This is a genomic window from Bacillus sp. cl96 (assembly GCF_900100505.1).
Lineage (GTDB): Bacteria > Bacillota > Bacilli > Bacillales > Bacillaceae_G > Bacillus_A > Bacillus_A cereus.
In genome coordinates, this window is sequence record NZ_FNDM01000001.1 from 517,499 (window position 1) to 538,398 (window position 20,900).

The following is a 20,900-nucleotide window of genomic DNA, read 5'->3' on the forward strand; positions in this document are numbered from 1 at the left end:
TCATTATTTTAAATTTTTTATGTATCTAAAAATGCGGCTTGCTTCAATTTACTTATCGCTTGTCTTTTAATACGAGAAACGTGCATTTGTGAAATACCTAACCGTTCCCCTGTATCTTTTTGATTTAAATTTTCTCCAAATATATAATGAATAACACTCTTTTCCGTATCATTTAATACGTTAAAAATATCCTTTAAAACGAGACGCCTTTCTGTCTCTTCATATCCTTGCTCTACTTCACCTACAGATTCAATTCTCGCTACCGAACTTCCATCAGATGAATTTTCAACTACATCATCTAAGGAAGATACTCGATAATTATTTTTAGCATCCATAATCTCTAGAACTTCCTCTTCCGATAGTCCTAAATGATTTGCAATTTCTATTATCTTCGGTGAACGTTGCAGATGATCTGTTAACTCCTCTATCGCAAGTTTAATTTTTCCGCCTAAATCTTTAATCCGCCTTGGAACGTGAATGCCCCAAGTTTTATCACGTAAATACTTCTTTATTTCGCCTACTATTGTAGGTATTGCAAAAGGCTCAAAGGCATTCCCTATCGAATAATCATACCTTCTTATTGCGCCTAAGAGCCCTAACATGCCTACTTGTATAATATCCTCATGCATCGGTCCGCCTTTTGAATAGCGATATGCAATGGAATAGACAAGATTTTTATAATGCTCAACTAACCTTTCCTGCGCTTCATCACATTGGTTTTGTTGGAAGTCTGCAATTAGTTTAATAACGTCTTCTTTAGTAAGATTCGTAGGTTGAGATTGGATTTCCATCATTCTCCACCTGCTCTCTTTGTATATATTTTGTCATTAAAACTGTCATGCCCTCATCATGCATGATTTGTATATCATCCATTAACGTATTAATTAAATATAAACCTAAACCATTTTCCGGCAAATGTTCTACTGGTTTACTAATATCATACGGACCAACTTTCCTTTTTAAGTTATTAAAATCAAAGCTAACCCCATTATCCGCAACCATAATTTCTAATCGATTTTCATATAGTCCAAAGACAATTGCAATTTCTCCAACGTCTTCTTTATATGCATGTTGTACAATATTTGTACATGCTTCACTAATAGCAATTTTCATATCTTCTATATCGTCATAAGCAAAGCCCATTCGATTCGCAACACCAGCCATTGTTAAACGAATAATAGCCACATATTCTGCCTTTGCAGGAATTTTCATTTCTATCTTTTCAAATCTCTCCATCATCCCTAGTCACCTTCTTTCTACTTTTTCAAAATCAGAATTCAAATTTAATATTTCCGTTAATCCTGTAATATCGAATAATCTTTTTAATCTTTTAGATACACCGATAAACTCTAGTTTCCCATCATTTTTCTTAACCGCTTTTAATAGCGCTATAAAAACACCTAAACCGGTGCTATCCATATAATCTACGTTATGAAAATCTACTACAATATGAACCTCTTTTTCGCTTGTAATAGGCATAATCTTATTTTTTAAATCTGATGCCGTATATGCATCAATTTCACCATTAAGTTGTACCATATAACCTACATCATTTTGCAAAATATTTATTGCCAAATTCATCATTTCCGCCCCCTTATCTCGAACTAATACTATGTTAATTACCCATAAAAATTAGTTTTAAACATATTTTTTTATTTTTATTATAAATAAATTTTCTACAGCTTTCTCGGCTTAACACGTAAAAAATACTACCAAATGTTTAAACCTTATAAATTTGTGTATATATAATGTATAAACATTATTTTTAGGGGGATCTATCTATGGAAGAGCACAGCTTTAAAAAGGGAGATTTTGTTCAATTTTCTTATCGACACGATCATGCTACAAAATTAGTTGGTTCCATTATTAATATACTAACGAATACAATTGTAGTGGATATAGGTAATAACGAGGACTTATCTCATATAGAACCAAGGCAGGTCGTAAGAATAAATAATTGTAAAAAAGTAACGATGGTTTAATACATAATAGAAATTGTAATTTCAATGAGCGGGGGCCTTCATCCCCCGCTTATTCCTATGTAGATTACATTAAAAAAGCATCCAAATTAGTTTAATTGGATGCTTTTTTATGTATATTTATCACTCTATTAACCTTATAGCTATATATAAAAAACTTAAGATTACTATTCATGATCATACTTACGCTTTCCGCAGCATTCTAGAGAAAAATGTTACGATTAAAATAAAGACGATTGCACCTAATAACGCTGGAAGAACAAAGATGCCTCCCCATTCAGGACCCCAATGACCAAATAATGCACTACCTACCCAAGATCCGATTAATCCGGCAATTACATTACCAACTATACCTAAAGGAAAGTCTTTTCCCGTAATCATTCCAGCTAACGCACCAATAAGTCCACCTACAATACACGTAATAATAAGTCCCACAATTAACCCTCCTATATTCGTTTTATATTGTGTTTATCAAGCTTTGGTATGTAACCAAAGCTTGATAAACATGTATTATTCTTTATTATCCAACCCATCACTTATCTTTCGTTTCACTTTTCCGACTTTTTCTTTTATCGTTCCCTTCGTCTTGTCCCACTTCCCTTCATTTTTCAACTTTCTATCTTCTGTAACCTCACCAATTCCTTCTTTTACTTGTCCCTTTGTCTTTTCCACTTTACCCGTAATTTGTTCTTTTAGTCCGTTCTCACTCATATTTCCCATCTCCTTTTCGTAATAGATTTATAGATTTACAGGATACAAATTTAAATAGAATACATGCATCTTCTTTCTTGTAACCATTCACCGACTCTTTCTAAATCTTTAACGAATAACAAGATTTTTCCTTCATCTAGCTTTTCTTCGTAGAAGTTCGCTTCTTCCTCATTAAGCCCTAACTCCTGCATCTTATTTCTTAACTGATCTCCCGTTTTTTGAAAGACGTTAATAATACTTGTCCCAAGTCCCTCCTCTTGTATACCAATTGTATTCAAGTCTGCATTGTCTGCGATTCTATCTGTCCTTTCTTTCTCGTGTGTTAATACGTAAATATCTTTTTGGTCTATCCCTTTCTTCACTAGATCATTCGCCGCATTCATGACCTCTTTCTCCGTAATAAATTCATATACAAAAGGTTTACTATACTTCGTTTCCATCTTTAACTTCCTCCTTTAAAATGAATTATTTGTTATATTATATGTAGTACACCTATTTTCGAAATGTTAAACATAAAATATGAAAAAAATTATGTGAATTTTAATTTTAATAGAAAATGAACAACATCATTTACCACTTTAAAACATCTTCTCCTTACAATAACTACCTAAATTAACAGAAAATTGTTATAATTAATCTTAAGGAGGGATACTATGAAAAAAATCATATCTATATGCGCACTAACCGCTCTATCTTTCACTTTAATAGGTTGTACAAGCACCTCAGCTACAGATAAAGCTTCACAAGTTAAGCAAGAACATGCACAATATACCTTTCAATTAAACTCCGCAAATATTTCAGACATTGAAATACTGAAAACAACAAATCATACTACTTCCAAATCTCAAACAGATAACGAAGAAATGATACAATCTATCGTTTCAGCAGTTCAAAATGGAACACCTACAACAATTACTTTAGATCAAAAAAAGAGAGAATCTGCACATTCTACTATTACCGTTACATATAAAGATGACTCCAAAGAAGAGTTTCTTGTTTGGGTTGATAATAAGGAACAAATTACAATTGCTAAAGATGAGAAGAAAGATAAGGTAGAAGGTGTGATAGTAAATATTAAAGATGCTAAAATGATGAAGGATTTCTTTTAAAATTCTAGTTAACGTTAAAAAAAGAGTAGGATTACACCCTACTCTTTTGTTTAATCATGCTCAATAAATAGACCTTTATAAAATCTATTTAAGGTCTAATTTTGCTAAATCATGTTGTAAAACATTATTTCCTTCTTGTGGGTTAAATACGATTGCACTAAGACCAAAAACATTTGTAACAACATCTCTATCTTTCGGACGAATGATTCTTACTTCATAAGCAAAGAGTGCTGGAGGAAGAGCTGCTGAACGAAAAGTAACATATCGATTAGGTGGCAATGTTTGTGTTGAAGGGTCTATTAATGGTAACAATACCGGAGAACCCGATGACCAATCAAACATTTCAACTGTTACTCTACGAGTATCATCTGGATCAACATTCATAGCTTCAACAGTAAGAAATAACGTAGCGGAATGTCTACGTAATACACCCGTTGATAAAGTTTCATTATGATGTTCAAAGCATTTTTTTGGAGGGTGACCATAGCCATAACTCATACCAATTCCCCCCTTTCATTTACAATTAAGGACAAGTATTCCTTATAATATATAATGCTAGTATTCTTTTATTGAAAGGTATAAAAGCGGATTTCTATCTATATTTTTGGATATTTTATTTTTCATTTATTCGCTCTTAAATAATAAAGTGAAACTTTATTCCAAACAATATCGCTATTGCACCAAAGTAAAACAAACTGGACAACCTAGATTTCAAACTGTAAGATTAGATGTTGGTGAAATTGGGCAGCAAAGCATATATAGAAAATAGGTGTTAATGTTGAAAATCAATAAAAAATTTGAACCATTAATTTTTAATATCTTTATGATTTTAGGCATATCTAGCATTATCTCTTTCGTCATGGTTTCAATGAATGTTGGATATACAGCTTTATTTCTCAAATCATGGATGAAAACATGGGGAATTGCTTTCGTACTTGCATTTTTAGCTTCTAAATTATTACCCTTTGTAGTTAAAAAGATAATGAAAATCTTCACTTTTGTTGAGAATGATGCTTAAGAATAAAGTGATGTACTGCGTAGGTTCATTCCAATTAAAAGAGTTTATTATCACAAAAACTTAACCTAGTAAAATGTTTCAAATCGAAGGAAGACACCTTAAAGGTTGTCTTTTCTTTATAAGTAAAAAAAGCCCGCCTATTTCCGTAGGCGGGCTTTATCTTTATTACACAATACGAAAGTATACTCTCTTTTTCACTGAAATTTTATGTAATTATACATATTCATGAAAATAGCAGAATTAAAATATGCCAAAATAAAAAATGAGCTAAATCCCCTAAATAGCTATATAGAGATGAAGTTGTTATGACAACATATTTTCCACTTTCAACTTAGTTATCATTAGAATGTTTTTCTACAAAATCAAGGATCCTAGCATTAACTTCGTTAGAGAACTCACCATTGATTGCGTGAGATGCATTTTTCCAATTAACTATATCAATATCTTTAACGTATTTTTTTCCAGTTTCAACTGCTTTTACCGAATTGTGCATTGTACTTTTTTCAGCTATAAGTGCAAGCACTGGAATATCAATATTTTTTAAGTCTTCTTTACTAAATAAATCAGGCGCTGGCGTTTTCAGTTTATAGTTACGCATACCCGACTCGATTAACTTAGCGATAGGCTCATCGTCACTTGCTTCTGCTCCTCCAGAAACATAGCTTAACATCTTTTCTCTTAAAAACTTAGGGACAATAGGAACAGAAGCTGGAATAGATGCCAGAATCATTTTTATGGATATTTGCGCAAATACAAAGACTGGATCTAATAAACTAGCCGTAGCAATATGCTCAGGATTATATCTGGCCAAGTTCATTGTTGTCCACCCTCCAATGGAGACACCTACGATATGCACTCTTTCTAAACCTAATCCTTCAATTACTTCATTTAACCATTCTGCTTGTTGTTTTTGATTTTCAATCACCTTCGTTTGCACACTCATCCCAGGTTCACCTAGTAAATCTATCGTATAAACAGGCCTTTTTTCTCTTAGACCTTCTAAATTAGGTACCCACATTGGAGTAGATGCACCACGTCCAGGGAGTAAGAGTATTGGTTCCTTATGTTTGTTTTCCTCTTTAGTAAAATAATAAGCACGAATTGTGCCATATTTCGTTTTTATATTTTTCGTATCGTTAGGTTTTGGAAGGAGTGCCATTGATTCATCGTAGGCAATTTGAAAGTCTTCCTTTCCTTTTTCAGATGTAAAGTGACCAACCTTATTATCATGTCTCTTCATTTGAATGCCTCCTTTCTACAAATATATGGATGAACTTTATCTATATATTCATGGTAATTATCCATTGAATTTTTATCTTCTTTAAGGCAAGACTCTCATTTAGAAAAAAGAAAATCGTACGTTTAGATACAATTTGGCAACAAACTAACTGTTTTTTGTACATTAATAGACAACTACTGCAAGAATTATAGTTTTTATGTTTTCATTTATCTTTTTAATCAGATGAATGCTTTTTTAGTACATAATAAAGTGAAACTTTAATCAGTGGGGGGTTCATCGACCACTGATTATTAGCTCACACCAATCGGGCTTTTACGGTCAGCCCGCCCCCCACCTAACTTCTTTGCTTCCGCTGAATTTTGAGGTGGGGGTCTTACTACCCGTTAATGCGAGATAAAAAATATAAAAAAATATCCAGAAAAACTGTCACAAAATCCGTTTTTCTGGTTTCTCTATAATACAGGTATCAAATTGAAAGTGAGGTTTAAACGAACATGTTAACCATAGAAAATGAAGAAAGTCATGCTTCTAATATGACCTTTGAAGATTTATTTAAGCAGTACTATGCTTATGCTGTGAAACAGATTATATGGATTGTTAAAGATCAATCTATCGCTGAAGAGTTAGCACAAGAAGTATTTTTACAATTATATCGTAGCGATTGGAAAGGAATTAAAAATATACCTGGATGGTTGATTAAATCTTCTACTTATGTAGCTTATAACCATTTTCGATTTGAAAAAAGGCAGCAAGCGAAGATTGATAAGGAAATACAATACCATGAAGTACAAAATGTATCATCATTAGACGATGATTGGATAAGAAAAGAAGAAATTACAAAGGTCCAAACGACACTAAATAAAATGAATGATCGAGAACGAACCCTTTTACTAATGAAATTCTCTGGTTTTCAATATAAAGAAATTGCAGAAGTACTTCAAATTGAAATATCTTCTATAGGAACATTATTAGTCCGAGCCAAAATGAAATTCCGCAAGATTTATAAACAAATAGAGGAGGCATAACAAATGAAATGTTATGATATCGGGTTTATTCAAACATATATTGATGGAGAACTTTCTCATGATATAAGAAAGGAATTTACAAAGCACCTAGATACATGTGAAGCATGCCAAGATTTATTAGTAGAAATTAGTAAATTAAATCAATGGGAAAACGTAATGCTAGATGAAGAATCTGCAAATTCACCACAAGAAATCAAAATTGATATAGAACAAGCATGGAAAACATTTGAAAGTCGTTCCAAGTTAGACAACGTTTCTAATATAAATTACAAAAAACAACAAAAGAAAGGCATCTTTACAAACATGAGTAAAAAATCAAAATGTTTCATTTATACAGCAGTAGCTGCAGCTGCACTTTTCACAACAGCAATGATTCCACAAGTACAAGTGGCGGCTACAAATGTCGCTTCATATTTTTCTGATGCAATTACAAATGATAAAGTTGTAAATGAAGGAATAAAAGATGAAAATGGTATCACACAAGATATGATGAAGAATGGTAAATATATTCCTATTGATGAAAAAATTACAGATCAAGGTATTACTGTACATCTCAAAGAATTATTTATCGCAGATTCACGTATATCAGTTCATTATAGAATGGAAAAAGCTGACGGAAGTTTAGTACCATTTGAATTTGATACATCAGGATTAGATCTCCAAAGTGATGGTATAATTAATGGACAACAAGAGGAAAACCCTGAGATTAAACATGATGGGAGACTATCATTTATCCATGATGCAGATGATCGTCTTCCTTTTGAACTTGTGGCAGCAGGTCAAAAGTTAGATAAAATAGGCATCCGTGATAATGATAGACCCGAAGGTGTTGCTACATTTGTTATAACTAATGAAGAAAAAGACGTTTTTAAACAGCCTCTTACTTTAGACGTAAATATAACTAGAATTGGAAAAGTAAATGGATCTTGGAAAGCTCAAATTCCAATTGATACTTCACATTTGAAAAATAATATGAATTAACATGAAAAAAAGAATAGAACAATATGTATCTAATTCTCAGTTTATATGTTTTCTTGTTTTCGTTACATTTATTTCGTATATAGTTTTTACTCTATCTTTTATTTATGATTTAAGACCATTATAAGAAAAAGCCCTCTAAAAAAGTAGGAAAATAAATAACCGGTTTCTTAACGTATAAGGAATCGGTTATTTTGTATTTAAAATGCGTCTAAACGTACAAATTTCTTTTTATAAAAAAGAATAGACACCCTAAGGTGCCTTCCTCCGACTCGAACCATCTTAATTTTAATAATATGTATTGGACTCCCGTCCAACTATTATTTTACCACGTTAAGTTGTTTTGTTTATTGAGAAATACAATGTTTTATTTATGCTAATCTTCTGTATTAGTTCATTTTGTAGTCCGTGCAGCGGTTAACAAGAAAATAATAGCATTGATGACACCTAAAAGTCCCTGCTTAATCCACATAGATAATGCAGCATTTGTGCCAATGGCTAGAAAAATAAGCATTACTGTGTATCTATTGAATCTCAGTATAGACAACCTCCCGATGGGACTATATTTAAGGAAATTTCATTATTTTTTTGTTCCGTAAAACATTGTACTTCCTAGTGAAGAGAAATTCAGTTTTACTTCTATAACTCGCCCTGTTTCCACTCTTTATTATGGATATCTAATCCTTCTTGACCAAAGAAATGGAGAATAAATTCTTTTTCATCACTATCAATTTTTTTAGCTAGTTTAGATCCCTCCATACTTTGCTTTTTTCCTGAACTTAAATAATGAATTTCTTCAAAGTCTTTAACTACAGATTCGAACTCTCCATCATACCATTTGTTCAGAATAGATTCATATTTTGGTCTTTCATCATTATTAATAACATTTAAGTTGTTTTTTAAGTATTGAATGTTTTCTTTCGTCATTTGAAATCGCCCTACATCACGGGTACCGGAAACATGAAGATTATTCCCATTGAATGTGAGTTTTTGTAAAGACATATGTATCATCATATCATTTATAGTTTGCTCGTTTTGGATTTCACCAATCGACTGTGCCGCTTTAGAGAGCTCATCTTCACTTACTACATAACTATCTTTTTGCTGCTTTTGAATGGTTTGAACTTTCGGTTTTTCCTGAACCTTTTCTTCTTGTTTAGGTTTTGATTCAGTTGTAGTCTTCTCATTTGAGCTACAAGCAGCCATTCCCATAAGCAATGTACCGCATGTTAAAGCCATTAGTAACTTTCGGTTCATTTTTTTCCGCCTATCTGCATTAGTTATTTTAAACAGTTTTTTAATGTAAGATTTCTCATCTCATAGTAGCAAAGAATGTATCTATATATTGTCATGTTTTGTCGAAGAATAATAAAAAAGCAACCTAGATCCCATAGGATCTAGGTTGCTTTTAATACGTAAACGTAATCGTCACTAAAGAATACCCTTCTTTCGCATTGTAAGGCTCCGCTTTATAAGAAACTCGATTTGCCCCTTGCGGATAATCGATTTCACCAATTGCCTTTTTCACATCTTGCAGTGCACCATTCATTGATTGCTTGTATAGCACTTCAATTTTCTCTGGTTTTGCACTATAGCGTTGCTGCATTTTATTTTTTAATTCGGTATAGTTATTTGCGATATATTCATTTCCTAAATAGTTTAACTTTGTATCTTTTAATATTTGTTGATATGCAGGCGTTTTCGTACTACCTGCCGCAATTTTGTTTGTCAGTGTACTATAATAATTCGTTGTAGCTTGCGGGTAGTCTCCGCGGTTCCACTCATGATTTCTTGCGATTTGTTCATCTGATAAATTGAAATACGAATACGTTACGCGGCCCTGCTCATCTGGAACCGGATCATCAAATGTTGTATCAAGATGATACCATTTGTTTTCGATTTTCACTAAATTCCAAGCATGAGGTTGTCCGTCCCCAGTTCCTGTCACGAAATGATTTTCAATTCCTGCTTCTTTTAATAATTGATACGTTAATAGTGCGTAACCTTGGCAAACCGCAGAACGATTTACAAGTGCTTCATATGCTGTGTAAGCTTTATAAGACGTATCATAAGAAACATGTTTTACTACGTAATCATGAATCGCCTTCACTTTTTCGTGATCATCCATTCCAACTTGAGTAATAGAAGAAACGATTGCTTTCGCTTGTTTCATGACATATTCCGTCTGTTCTTTCGTTTCACGATATGTAATCTTAAGCGTAAATGTATAATTTCCAGGTGATCCAGAAAGTCCATATGAAACATTCGATCTATTATTATTTGTATACTCATTTTTACTTGCAACTTCTTTATATGCGTTAAAAAGTGTATTCATCACTTCGTTTGTATTATTGTTTTTCGTTTTATATGGAAGTGTAATATTTGTCTCGTATGTATTAATACGCTTTTGTACTTCCTCTTTAAACGCTGTTAATAATGCAGCATCTCCTGTATCTTTCACATCGGCATTTTTATATTTTAAAGTTTTATATAAAAACTGCGCATACTGTTCACGTGTTACTGTGCCATACGGTTCAAAATTCCCGTTCCCTGTGCCATCTGCGATTCCATTTGACTGCACTGCACTAATTGCGTTTTCTGCCCAAAATGGATTTGGAACATCCTTAAAGGTATGTTTTTGTTTTGCCGCAAGATGGAAAGCATTTGTAAGAATTTGTGCCATTTCCGCACGACTCACAGAAGCTTTCGGTCTAAATTGGCCATTTTCATCACCTTTAAAAACTCCTAAATTCGTTAAAGTTAATACCTCTTCTGGAAACATTGTAGAACTTTGATTAATATCACCGTAAGGATTTTTAAACGTAGACCCATCCTTTAATACGTAACGAGTTCCATCATTACTAAACGAACCGCCTTGTTTATTCGGTACTAACACTCGATAAATTAAAGCCGCAACTTGCTCCCTTGTCGCAACATCTCCAAAACCAAATATCCCATTCCCATAACCGGAAATAATATTTTTACTCGCTAAATCTTTAATCGCAGGATATGACCAATGTGATGTCGGCACATCAGAAAAAACACCCACTTCAGCAGCCTTCACACCACTGCCATTTGTATATAACAACGCACCACCAATCAGTGATAATGATGTAATTGATTTTAATAGTTTTGTATACATAATGTCTTCTCCCAATACGTTCTCTATTTTTGTTGGTTTATGTCGAAAAATCTAAAAATATGACAAAATATATTATACAATTAAAAGTTTTTGAGGGATATATTGAATTTTAAAATATGCAAAAATTCATATTGTTATAAGGATTCATAGTGATATTATGTTATTTTACTTGCGAATATATAAATAAAAAAACGCTCATCTGAGCGTTTCATCTATATACTTATTAGTTACTTCTTCTTCACTTAGAACTCTTCTTCGGTAATCATCCTTCGATCTAACAACTCTTTATACTTCAATATTTCTTCAGCCCCACGGCTCTCCATGCGTATATTGTATAACACTTGTTGTATTGACCTTTGATTGGTCCGTTGAAACATTTACTCCATTTAGAGATAATTCTATTGAATTTTTCACTACTAATCACAAAAATATCTTATAATCTTTATATAACAAATTAATGTATTAGGAGTAGATAAAATGCCAGTTACACTCGAACTTATTCTTTTCATTCTTATAGCAATTAGTGCTGTTGGCTATTTAATAAAAGAATTTCAAAAAACTAGGAAACGAACACTTGGAATTTCACTAGAATTTTTAGTTCTTTTCTGGTCAATATGGAGAATATCAACTATCATAATCTAATTTATAAAACATAAATTCCTTCGAATGAAGTGAAACTCTAATCAGCGGGGGGGGTTTATAGGATAAATTTACCGGTATTTTTACCACAACATTCATGTTAAAATCCCTTGTGAGTACGACATAACTCGACCTTATGAAGCTCCGCAGCTTTTATCGCGGAGCTTTTTTTATTTAAAATAACTATTTTGTTCATTTTTTTGATACATTTACGAAACATTCATATGTTACGTTATATAAGTCCTTTTTTAAATCTTATTCATTCTAGCAAAAAGTCCTAGTCCCCCTAGGGCTTTTTTGCATTCAAACAATGAGTTGTATTTTTTCTCAATAATCGAAACTACTTAACATAGTAAAATAATAATCGGACTGGCATTCAATACCATATTACAATGGATCAAATCGCAAAAAGGCACCTTAGGGTGTCTTTTTTATAGAGAATCAGTTTAAAAACTAAAAATAAAAGAACCTCAATAAATGAGGTTCAAAAAATCTACTATTTTAAATTACCTTCGTAAAAAGCAACTCCATGTTGAACATGTTTTAAATACCACGTAATCGTCCCGCCACAAACATTTTCATTAAAACTATTAGCATATACTCCATTTGAGTAATAAAGAGTTCTTTTGAATTTACCATTAGAATACTCATAAGGAATGGAGCAGGCTGCTTGCTTCGGAGAGCTCACAGCTTTTTGTGTATCAGCTGAAGCTGCACCCATTCCTCCTGTTAATGCAATACCTGTTGCTAACGCTCCTACTACTAATTTCTTGAACATAATAAATCCCCCTTTAATAGTTTTTATAGATTACAACTTAAATGTATCACCTTTGTAATTTATGTAAATATCTTGAATATGTAGAAATATTTATTTAATTATTAGTAATATTAGGATTTTATTTTATCAAATGGAAAATAGAGGAATTAGAGAAGCATGTGAAAATACAGATAGGTTTATATTAAACGAATGTGGTCCAAGTCGGCGTAAGGCACCTTAGGGTGTCTTTTTTGTACATAAAAAAATCTCACCATCTTATAGAAACGATAAGCCCTTTAAAACAATAATTGCAACTATATTAATTTTACATTACATTAAGGTTAGAGAATGTTCTTATATTAATAAAGTGCTAAATAGTAGGTGGCAAAATGGAATTTAACGATTTGGGTATTACCATTAAAGAACTTAGAATTAAAAAAAATATATCACAATCCGAATTATGTCATGGAATATGTTCACAAAGTCAAATTAGCAAGATTGAAAAAGGTATGATTTATCCATCTAGTATATTGTTATATCAATTATCAGAAAGACTTGGTATTGATCCGAATAACATATTTGCACTAACTCAAAACAAAAGATTAAAATATGTAGAAAACGTAAAATACGTAATAAAAGATTGCTTAAAGCAAAAACAATATAAAGAACTTTATGAAATAGTAAAAAAAGAGAAAAACTTAAATAATTTTCAAACAAAAGATGAGAAACAATTTCTAATGTGGCATGAAGCAATTGCTATATTTATGGTGGATAAATCAATAAAAACTGCTTTAGATTTTTTAAATAATGCATTAAAACTGACTTTAACTAATTCTGATTTTTTATCAGAAAGAGAAATAGATATTATGCAAACAATGGCTATATTTTATGCAGAAAATAAAGAATATGAAAAAAGTATTAATATATTCAAAAGATGTTTAACTAATTTTAATAAATTAGATTTTCCTAGAGATAAAGAAATTAAATTAAAACTCATGTTAAATTTAGCAAAATGTTTCGACTTCACATATCAACATGAAGAGGCAATAAAGTATATTGATAAGGGTATCAAATTAGCAATTAATCTAAATACTTTATACTTACTAGGTGAACTATTCTATTTAAAAGGTCAGTGTTTATTAAAAATGAAACAACATAATGTAGAAGATGTTATTTATAACTGGAAAAAAGCATTATTTATATTTGAACTAACAGAAAAAGAATATTATACAAAAATGCTACCAGATGAACTTATTGAATTACAAAATAAAAAACACTCATAATTTCGTAAAAACTACTTACAAATCCTACAGAAAAAATTCTTATAGCTTTTAAACTTAGATCGATAATATTAAAATTAATTTAAGTCGGCGAAAGGCACCTTTTGGTGTCTTTTCTTTATTTTTACAAGGACCTGCTCAATTAATTCTTAAGAACATACTGAGAAGCATTGTTTTATTTATCTCATTTTCATTCATGCTATATATAAAATTCTTTAATAAATCCACCTCAAACATACTTATATGCATAGGAGTATGTTTGAGGTGGAACTTCTTCAAATACTAGTTCCTTTTATAAACCGTTTTTTGATGTAGATGACATTATTCTCAATACAATAGAATGAATTATGGGAACATATTTAGCAATATATATCAAAAAATAATATTAAAAACCCCCTCCACCTTAAGGTAGAAGGGATCTTCTAATTTCTATTTCAAACTACCCGAAATCTCCGTAAAGGTACCCCAAGCGCATGTGCACCTGCATCTGAATATCCTAAACTTCTTTCACCAACTACCGCTCCTCTGCCGAATGATCTTTCACCGATAGATTATATGCCTTGAAGTGCTGTTTGCAACATTTCAATTCAGATATACGACAGTAAAGAATACATCATCACTGTGTCAGCAAGCAAAAGTGTATTCTGCATTTCTGAAAACAGTAGATGGCAGATTATGACCTACTGAATCTGCTAAGAAAGAATATACAAGAACATCCTTAACATCCTCTCTATTTCCACTAATGATGACATCAAGGAAATCTTCTACTTGGAATTCTGGAGTAAACAACACAATCTTAGTTGTTCTGTTTGGTTCTAAAGAAACAAAAGTACGAGAGATTTCAACTAATTCATTTTGAGTTGGGAAAAAGGTGTTTCGACTTCTCTTAACAGTTACCGTTACATTACTAGTATGACAGCGTGAATCATTGTTTAACATAATGTTGAGAGCAGTTGGAATAATCCCATTTTCAGAAACTGGAACTCGAAACACTCCAGTAGATTTATGAGCCATATAATCACATCCTTCCAAAATAAAATATATTTACAATATATTAAATGCAAAAAACGTTCATTTTGATATGGACAAATTACATGATTAATATATCTATAATAACCCTCGGTATTACTAAGCCAATGTTTTAAAAGATTAACAAATATCGCGAGAACCAATCGAATGTATATTAAAAGTAAAAAGAATAAGTTGTCTAAAAGACCCCCTATTTTGAGCCAATAATGAGACATTATGTTAATCTTATATGTATAGTTGCACAAAATTGAGAAACTTAAGGAGACAGATAAATTTTATGAGAAAATTATCTATATTACTTACTTTCATTCTAGTATTAGTCAGTGTTACGGCTGCTTGCACACAAGATAAAACAGATAGTGCCGTTGAAAATGGTCCAATAGAAGAACCAACCGCAAAAAATGAAAATGAAGAATTAATAAATTTTGAAGAAAAAGAAGATATGAGCCGCTTGGAACAAGGTATTTTATTAGTTGGTGAGAGTGTTAAGGGAGGCTATTACTTGACCGCTGTTCAAAGTGCCTATTTAAATGCTAGCAACGATTCCGTAGTTGTTAATGTCTCTGTAAAAAATGTACGAGGTCAAACGATTGGACTATCAGAATTAAAATATAACTTAAAAGATGAAAAAGACGGAAAGATCTATAAAGGAAAGGTGCTTGATCAAAACCCTTCTGATATACAAGTTAAACCAAATGAAACGGTAGAATTGAAAATAGCTTTTGAAGTACCACGTACCGCAGATGAATATATGTTTTATATTGAAAGCTCTTTAGACCCTCTACAAACATACTGGAAAATTGATAAGCTGCAATCACAAACAAACTAAGTCTAAAATAAGCAAAAAACAATGAAAAATTTAATATAGATACAAATGAATACTATATAAACGTAAGACCATCGATTTAATGAATCGTTGGTCTTTTTCAAAAAATGCCCCATTAAAAACTAAGAGATAAAAAAGAACTAATCTCGAGAAGAGATTAGCTCAATATATCCAAAGCTATTATGGTACATAGTTTTATGAGCAAACGTTATATAATGTTGTATGGGATACATAACCTGTCATCCCTTTATATGTAACTTTTAACCACTGTTTAGAATTACTGTAATGACCTTGAACATATTCACCAGTTACCCATGTTCCAGTAATTTTCGTACCATCATTAAATGTATGTAAGACAGGTGAATCGACAGTATAACCACTGCGCATCTTTGCACCATATACACCTACCGTACCTCCCTTTGCACAAGCTGCTACTACATTTTGATTTTCAGTAGCATTCGTAGCCGCGAAAGCAGAGCCGTTAAATGTAAATAAAGTAAATATAAAAGCTGTTAGTACTGTACAAATAGATAAACGACGTAACAAAATAAATTCCCCCTTTTTTTATAATTTACTTCTTCACAAATGATTATCTTAAATATTCTAACTATTTTCAATATATTAATGTTGAGAAATATTAGTTGTATTTTTGAAATAAGATTTTATCAAAAATAGTAACAAACTCATATTTTACTGAGAAAGAACCGAAAGAAGTCTTCTACATATCAACTATATAAAAATCCCTCCACCTTAAGGCAGAGGGACTTTCCAATTACTATTTCAAACTACCTGCAATCTCCGTAAAGATAACCCCAAGTGCATGTGCACCTGCATCTGGATATCCTAAGCTTCTTTCGCCAACTGTACCAGCGCGGCCCATGCGAGCTACGATTTCTTTCGTGTACTCTGCTCCTTTGACCGCTGCTTCTGCTCCTTTTTCAAAGGCAGTTTTTACGTCTACTTCGTTTGAGGCGCTATCTAACCAAGAGTCTACACATGGAGCAAGTGCGTCAACAAGTGTTTTGTCACCAACTACTGCTCCTCTGCCGAATGATCTTTCACCGATCGATTGTATGCCTTGCAATGCTGCTTGCAGCATTTCAGCGAATTCTTTCACTGTTAACTCACGTTTTTCGCCCGCAGCTTTACTAGCAGCGCGGAATGCACCGCCCCAAATTGGACCAGATGCGCCGCCGCAATGTTCCATAATAATCATCGAACAGCCATCAAGGAATGATCCGATCGTTACGTTTTCTTGTTCTACAATAGAGTGCCACTCACGTTTTAATTGCTTAAATCCTTTTGCCACACTCATTCCGAAGTCGCCATCACCAGCATGCGTATCTAGCTCACAGAACGGTACTTCATTTTTAATAATAATATCGCTCATTTTATCAACGAGATAAATCATGTTGTTTAATGTAATAACATTATCTTTAATAACAGCGTGCTCTTCCGCAGTTTCTAGTTCAAATGAAACTTCCTTCTCTTCTGTCTCTTCAAGTACATTTACGTACTCTACACTTTCAACTGGACCGTCTACTTTAAACGCTGGTGTATTACATTCTTTTGATAGTAATGTTTTTAGCTCTTCATCTAACTTCATTACCGTTAAAGACATACCAGCCATATCAATACTTGTCATATAGTTACCGACGAATACTCTATTAATTTTAATGTTTCTTGCAGCTAGTTCTCTCGTAACTGCGTTGTTAAATAAGTAAAGTTCTTGCAGTGGTGTTCCGCCAAAACCGTTAACTAGAATTGCGATTTCCTCGCCATCTTTTACTCCTAAATCTTTTACAAGGTCATTTGTCATACGGTTCGCTAGTTCATCTGCTGACAGCATTTTTTCACGCTTAATTCCTGGTTCGCCGTGAATACCTACACCGTATTCCATTTCATCTTCCGCAAGTGTGAAAGTAGGTGATCCACTCGCTGGAACTGTACAAGACGTTAATGCTAAACCGATTGTGCGCACGTTAGCCGCTGCTTTTTCTGCTACAGCTTTCACCGCTCCTAAATCCATACCTGCTTCCGCTGCTGCGCCGGCAATTTTATGAACTAAAATAACGCCCGCAACGCCGCGGCGTCCTACTGTGTACAGGCTATCTTCTACCGCAATATCATCGTCCACCTTTACGTAGTCGACTTCAATTCCATCTTCCGTCGCTAAATGCGCACCGTTTTTGAAATTCATAATATCGCCGCTATAATTTTTAATAATTAATAACGTACCTTTTTTACTAGCTGTCTCTTTAATCGCTTGGTATACCTGAATTTGTGAAGGTGACGCAAACACATCTCCGCACACTGCCGCATCTAACATTCCTTTTCCGACTAATCCTGCATGTGCCGGCTCGTGACCACTACCGCCTCCACTAATTAACGTTACTTTATTTTCGTTCATTTCTTTCTTCTTAATCACTTTATATTTTTTCAAAAGCTCAAGCTCTGGATGAGCCATAACCATTCCGTTGCACATTTCCATTACTAATGTTTCTGGTTTGTTTATAATCTTTTTCATTGTAGTTCTCCCTCAATTCCTTTAATATATTGTGATATATTTGAAATCTTCTTCTTACTAACCATGTTAAAATGAAAGCGTTTTATAGTAAACGGACAAAATGGACAATCTGTCTAAAGACACCGCTCTCATTTATAGATAGGATTTTCATATTAATAACATTCTAGGGATGATTCAGATGACCTCTTCTATAATTTCTAAAAAGATAATCGCGAACTCATTGAAGTATTTAATGGAAACAGAGTCGTTTCATAAAATATCAGTGAGCGATATTATGTTACACTGTCAAATGCGTAGGCAAACTTTTTATTATCATTTTAAAGATAAATTTGAACTATTAAGCTGGATTTATAGAGAAGAAACGAAGGAAAACATTATCGACTTTCTCGATTATGAAACGTGGGAAAACATTTTCGATTTATTATTTGATTACTTTTATGAAAATCAAAAATTTTACCGAAATGCTTTTAAAGTCATTGAGCAAAACTCGTTTAATCACTATTTATTTGAGCATACGAAAAACTTATATATGAAGATTATCGATGAACTATCTGTGAGCTGTGGATTCAGCCTTTCTGATGAGACAAAAAATACGATTGCCTCCTTTTATAGTCACGGCTTCGTTGGAACGATAAAAGATTGGATTGAAAGTAAGTGCGAAGTAGATCCTTCCATTATGTCTTCTCTTATGAAAAATATGATAAACAATCAATTACTACTATTACTGGAGCAATCAGCAAAGTAATTAAAGGGTGGCAAAAGCAATGAAAAAGATTATGAATGATGTACAAAATATCGTTCAAGATATGCTGCACGGCTTTTATTTTGAACATAACGACAAAGTAAATTACGATGAAACGAATAACATCATTTATGTAAAAGATATCGAAAAAATGAAGCAAGACGTCGCTATTATAAGTGGCGGTGGTAGCGGACATGAACCTGCTGATATTGGCTATGTAGGAAAAGGTATGCTTACAGCGGCAGTAAACGGAAGCATCTTCACTCCGCCTACAGTGGAACAAATTGCGGCGGCAACTCGCCTTATGCCAAAAGATAAAAGTATACTATTCATTATTAAAAACTTTAAAGATGACGTTGAGAACTTTCTTGCGGCAAAGCAGATCGCTAAAGAAGAAGGAAGAAAAATTGACCACATCATCGTAAATGACGACGTTTCAATTGAAGATGATGCTTCTTTTAATAAAAGAAGACGCGGCGTCGCTGGTACTGTTTTCATTCAAAAAATACTTGGTGCGGCCGCTCTTGAAGGCCATTCTCTAGAAGAACTAACAACACTTGGCCGCTCTATCACTAAAAACTTACACACATTAGGAGTTGCTCTTTCCCCTGTCAACGATCCAGTAAAAGGAAAAGCTTCATTCACATTAAATGACGATGAAGTGTTTTATGGCGTAGGCATTCACGGAGAAAAAGGTTACCGTAAAGAAGCACTATCCTCTTCTGAAATATTAGCGATCGAACTAATGAACAAACTAAAAAGCATTTATCGCTGGAGAAAAGGAGACAACTTCGCTATCCTCATTAATGGACTCGGCGCAACTCCATTAATGGAACAATACATTTTCGCAAACGACATTCGCCGTTTGTGTGAACTTGAAGGATTGCAAGTGACATTCGTAAAGGTTGGTACACTGTTAACTTCTTTAGATATGAAGGGTGTTTCGCTTAGTTTGCTTAAGGTAGAGGATTTTGATTGGGTGAAGTGGTTGAAGGCGGATGTTAGAGTGGGTAATTGGTAAGTAAAAATTATGATGATAAAAGCCTTTAACTATAACAAGTTAAAGGCTTTTTGCAAATTGAAATATCGTACGGGCATTAACAAGAAATTCGTAATTGCCTCACTGAATGATGACAGGTCTTCCAAATAAAGCTGGATGATAAATTAACATCGCTCCTACAAATGAACATACTAAACAAAAAATAGCCTCGTATTTTATAACTAGAGAAGAGCTGGTATCAAGCTTTTCCCCCTCTCTTTTAAATATCATTTTTAAAGCTCTATATAATAAATACCCAATAATCGCCCCGAGGGTGTTCGTAAATAAATCATCAATATCTGTAATTCTATTATTTAACAATTGATTTAACTCAATTGCCAATGAAAAAAAGAATCCTGCACATACCGTGTTTTTTATTTTTCTAAAATACGGCCAAATCATCGGTAATAAAAAACCGAGCGGCATAAACAGTACGATGTTCAAAAGATACGTAGTACTACCTGCCGTATCAAATAGAGTCAAGTTGATTTGATTTACACGAATCCACGTTTCGTATCTACTTATATCCCATACAGTCGCGATTTGCGTCACCTTATACACAAGCGAAAGGTAAAATAGAAAAACATACACCCATAGAAAATGCCGAATAGATATATTGTTTTTCACTTTAAAATAACATCCAATTTGAAATACAATACAAAACATAATTGTAAAAAAATACGTATACAAATAACTCATCAAAACTTCTGTATGCATGTGGAATCCCCTAACTTTACATTTTCATCTATTATTTAGAACATAGTTTAAGAACCAGTACTTTGTTCATATATTTAATCTTTTACTTTGTCTTCGAATATAGGGAATATATTAAAAATATAAAATCCCCACTTCTTCATTT

24 protein-coding genes and 1 pseudogene are annotated in these 20,900 nt (G+C 32.8%); 9 read left to right on the forward strand and 16 right to left on the reverse strand.

Annotated elements, in window-relative coordinates:
- Positions 1-17 precede the first annotated feature (17 nt).
- The 3 genes from sigB to rsbV are packed head-to-tail and all read right to left on the reverse strand — an operon-like array spanning position 18 to position 1,584.
- The gene (gene sigB, locus BLT20_RS02825; protein WP_002183358.1) at positions 18-794 is read right to left on the reverse strand and encodes an RNA polymerase sigma factor SigB; all 777 of its coding nucleotides are present in this window, start codon (positions 792-794) and stop codon (positions 18-20) included.
- Positions 757-1,239, reverse strand: a complete 483-nt coding sequence (gene rsbW, locus BLT20_RS02830; RefSeq protein WP_000970576.1) for an anti-sigma B factor RsbW — start codon at positions 1,237-1,239, stop codon at positions 757-759. Before rsbW ends, sigB begins: the two co-directional genes overlap by 38 nt.
- 6 nt (positions 1,240-1,245) lie before the next feature.
- Entirely contained in the window at positions 1,246-1,584 is a 339-nt protein-coding gene (rsbV, locus tag BLT20_RS02835) for an anti sigma b factor antagonist RsbV (protein ID WP_002025412.1), read from the reverse strand.
- 197 nt (positions 1,585-1,781) lie between these two features.
- Here rsbV and BLT20_RS02840 point away from each other — a divergent pair, with 197 nt between their 5' ends.
- On the forward strand, positions 1,782-1,982 hold the full coding sequence (locus BLT20_RS02840; protein WP_000391018.1) for a hypothetical protein: 201 nt from the start codon (positions 1,782-1,784) through the stop codon (positions 1,980-1,982).
- A gap of 180 nt (positions 1,983-2,162) precedes the next feature.
- Here BLT20_RS02840 and BLT20_RS02845 read toward each other — a convergent pair whose 3' ends face one another.
- The 3 genes from BLT20_RS02845 to BLT20_RS02855 form a co-directional block, all read right to left on the reverse strand.
- Entirely contained in the window at positions 2,163-2,414 is a 252-nt protein-coding gene (locus tag BLT20_RS02845; protein WP_000522903.1) for a GlsB/YeaQ/YmgE family stress response membrane protein, read from the reverse strand.
- Positions 2,415-2,489: 75 nt separating this feature from the next.
- A complete protein-coding gene (locus tag BLT20_RS02850; protein WP_001293466.1) occupies positions 2,490-2,690 on the reverse strand; it encodes a CsbD family protein in 201 nt (66 codons plus the stop codon).
- Positions 2,691-2,740: 50 nt separating this feature from the next.
- Positions 2,741-3,130 carry a YflT domain-containing protein gene (locus BLT20_RS02855; RefSeq protein WP_000448804.1) on the reverse strand — a complete coding sequence of 130 codons (390 nt, stop codon included), beginning with the start codon at positions 3,128-3,130 and terminating at the stop codon, positions 2,741-2,743.
- Positions 3,131-3,343: 213 nt separating this feature from the next.
- Between BLT20_RS02855 and BLT20_RS02860 the strand changes: the two genes are divergently transcribed.
- On the forward strand, positions 3,344-3,799 hold the full coding sequence (locus BLT20_RS02860; RefSeq protein ID WP_000720856.1) for a hypothetical protein: 456 nt from the start codon (positions 3,344-3,346) through the stop codon (positions 3,797-3,799).
- 84 nt (positions 3,800-3,883) lie between these two features.
- On the opposite strand, the gene BLT20_RS02865 is transcribed toward BLT20_RS02860, so the two are convergent.
- On the reverse strand, positions 3,884-4,297 hold the full coding sequence (locus BLT20_RS02865; protein WP_000120217.1) for a hypothetical protein: 414 nt from the start codon (positions 4,295-4,297) through the stop codon (positions 3,884-3,886).
- Between the two features lie 280 nt (positions 4,298-4,577).
- On the opposite strand from BLT20_RS02865, the gene BLT20_RS02870 reads away from it, so the two are divergent.
- Positions 4,578-4,817 carry a DUF2798 domain-containing protein gene (locus BLT20_RS02870; RefSeq protein ID WP_000700224.1) on the forward strand — a complete coding sequence of 80 codons (240 nt, stop codon included), beginning with the start codon at positions 4,578-4,580 and terminating at the stop codon, positions 4,815-4,817.
- 331 nt (positions 4,818-5,148) lie between these two features.
- On the opposite strand, the gene BLT20_RS02875 is transcribed toward BLT20_RS02870, so the two are convergent.
- Positions 5,149-6,057: an alpha/beta fold hydrolase gene (locus BLT20_RS02875; RefSeq protein WP_000820345.1), complete on the reverse strand. Its 909-nt coding sequence runs from the start codon at positions 6,055-6,057 to the stop codon at positions 5,149-5,151.
- Positions 6,058-6,551: 494 nt separating this feature from the next.
- Between BLT20_RS02875 and BLT20_RS02880 the strand changes: the two genes are divergently transcribed.
- Positions 6,552-7,082: an RNA polymerase sigma factor SigX gene (locus tag BLT20_RS02880; RefSeq protein ID WP_000955512.1), complete on the forward strand. Its 531-nt coding sequence runs from the start codon at positions 6,552-6,554 to the stop codon at positions 7,080-7,082.
- 3 nt (positions 7,083-7,085) lie between these two features.
- Positions 7,086-8,063, forward strand: a complete 978-nt coding sequence (locus BLT20_RS02885; protein ID WP_000650419.1) for a DUF4179 domain-containing protein — start codon at positions 7,086-7,088, stop codon at positions 8,061-8,063.
- Positions 8,064-8,699: 636 nt separating this feature from the next.
- On the opposite strand, the gene BLT20_RS02890 is transcribed toward BLT20_RS02885, so the two are convergent.
- The 3 genes from BLT20_RS02890 to BLT20_RS02905 form a co-directional block, all read right to left on the reverse strand.
- Positions 8,700-9,317: a DUF6241 domain-containing protein gene (locus BLT20_RS02890; RefSeq protein WP_001080424.1), complete on the reverse strand. Its 618-nt coding sequence runs from the start codon at positions 9,315-9,317 to the stop codon at positions 8,700-8,702.
- 151 nt (positions 9,318-9,468) lie between these two features.
- A complete protein-coding gene (locus BLT20_RS02895; RefSeq protein ID WP_000288216.1) occupies positions 9,469-11,202 on the reverse strand; it encodes an S-layer homology domain-containing protein in 1,734 nt (577 codons plus the stop codon).
- A 1,135-nt stretch (positions 11,203-12,337) separates the two neighbouring features.
- Positions 12,338-12,619, reverse strand: a complete 282-nt coding sequence (locus tag BLT20_RS02905; protein WP_000473820.1) for a hypothetical protein — start codon at positions 12,617-12,619, stop codon at positions 12,338-12,340.
- A 368-nt stretch (positions 12,620-12,987) separates the two neighbouring features.
- On the opposite strand from BLT20_RS02905, the gene BLT20_RS02910 reads away from it, so the two are divergent.
- A complete protein-coding gene (locus tag BLT20_RS02910; RefSeq protein ID WP_000395468.1) occupies positions 12,988-13,881 on the forward strand; it encodes a helix-turn-helix domain-containing protein in 894 nt (297 codons plus the stop codon).
- Between the two features lie 426 nt (positions 13,882-14,307).
- Here the strand turns inward: BLT20_RS02910 and BLT20_RS31285 are convergent.
- Together BLT20_RS31285 and BLT20_RS02925 are read right to left on the reverse strand one after the other, a co-directional pair.
- A pseudogene (locus tag BLT20_RS31285) lies at positions 14,308-14,408 on the reverse strand (dihydroxyacetone kinase); the annotation flags it as partial.
- Positions 14,409-14,502: 94 nt separating this feature from the next.
- A complete protein-coding gene (locus tag BLT20_RS02925; protein ID WP_000940664.1) occupies positions 14,503-14,892 on the reverse strand; it encodes a hypothetical protein in 390 nt (129 codons plus the stop codon).
- Positions 14,893-15,184: 292 nt separating this feature from the next.
- Between BLT20_RS02925 and BLT20_RS02930 the strand changes: the two genes are divergently transcribed.
- Positions 15,185-15,736, forward strand: coding sequence for a DUF4352 domain-containing protein (locus tag BLT20_RS02930; RefSeq protein ID WP_001228902.1), 552 nt, complete (start codon positions 15,185-15,187; stop codon positions 15,734-15,736).
- A 192-nt stretch (positions 15,737-15,928) separates the two neighbouring features.
- Here BLT20_RS02930 and BLT20_RS02935 read toward each other — a convergent pair whose 3' ends face one another.
- Together BLT20_RS02935 and dhaK are read right to left on the reverse strand one after the other, a co-directional pair.
- Positions 15,929-16,279: an SH3 domain-containing protein gene (locus BLT20_RS02935; RefSeq protein ID WP_000946193.1), complete on the reverse strand. Its 351-nt coding sequence runs from the start codon at positions 16,277-16,279 to the stop codon at positions 15,929-15,931.
- Positions 16,280-16,508: 229 nt separating this feature from the next.
- A complete protein-coding gene (gene dhaK / locus BLT20_RS02940) occupies positions 16,509-18,260 on the reverse strand; it encodes a dihydroxyacetone kinase subunit DhaK (protein WP_000720737.1) in 1,752 nt (583 codons plus the stop codon).
- A 178-nt stretch (positions 18,261-18,438) separates the two neighbouring features.
- Here dhaK and dhaS point away from each other — a divergent pair, with 178 nt between their 5' ends.
- Positions 18,439-19,005, forward strand: a complete 567-nt coding sequence (gene dhaS, locus BLT20_RS02945; protein ID WP_000204220.1) for a dihydroxyacetone kinase transcriptional activator DhaS — start codon at positions 18,439-18,441, stop codon at positions 19,003-19,005.
- A 19-nt stretch (positions 19,006-19,024) separates the two neighbouring features.
- On the forward strand, positions 19,025-20,023 hold the full coding sequence (gene dhaQ, locus BLT20_RS02950) for a DhaKLM operon coactivator DhaQ (RefSeq protein ID WP_000723361.1): 999 nt from the start codon (positions 19,025-19,027) through the stop codon (positions 20,021-20,023).
- A gap of 99 nt (positions 20,024-20,122) precedes the next feature.
- On the opposite strand, the gene BLT20_RS02955 is transcribed toward dhaQ, so the two are convergent.
- Complete coding sequence (locus BLT20_RS02955; RefSeq protein WP_000556724.1) at positions 20,123-20,758, reverse strand: VanZ family protein; 636 nt, start codon at positions 20,756-20,758, stop codon at positions 20,123-20,125.
- Positions 20,759-20,900: the final 142 nt, after the last annotated feature.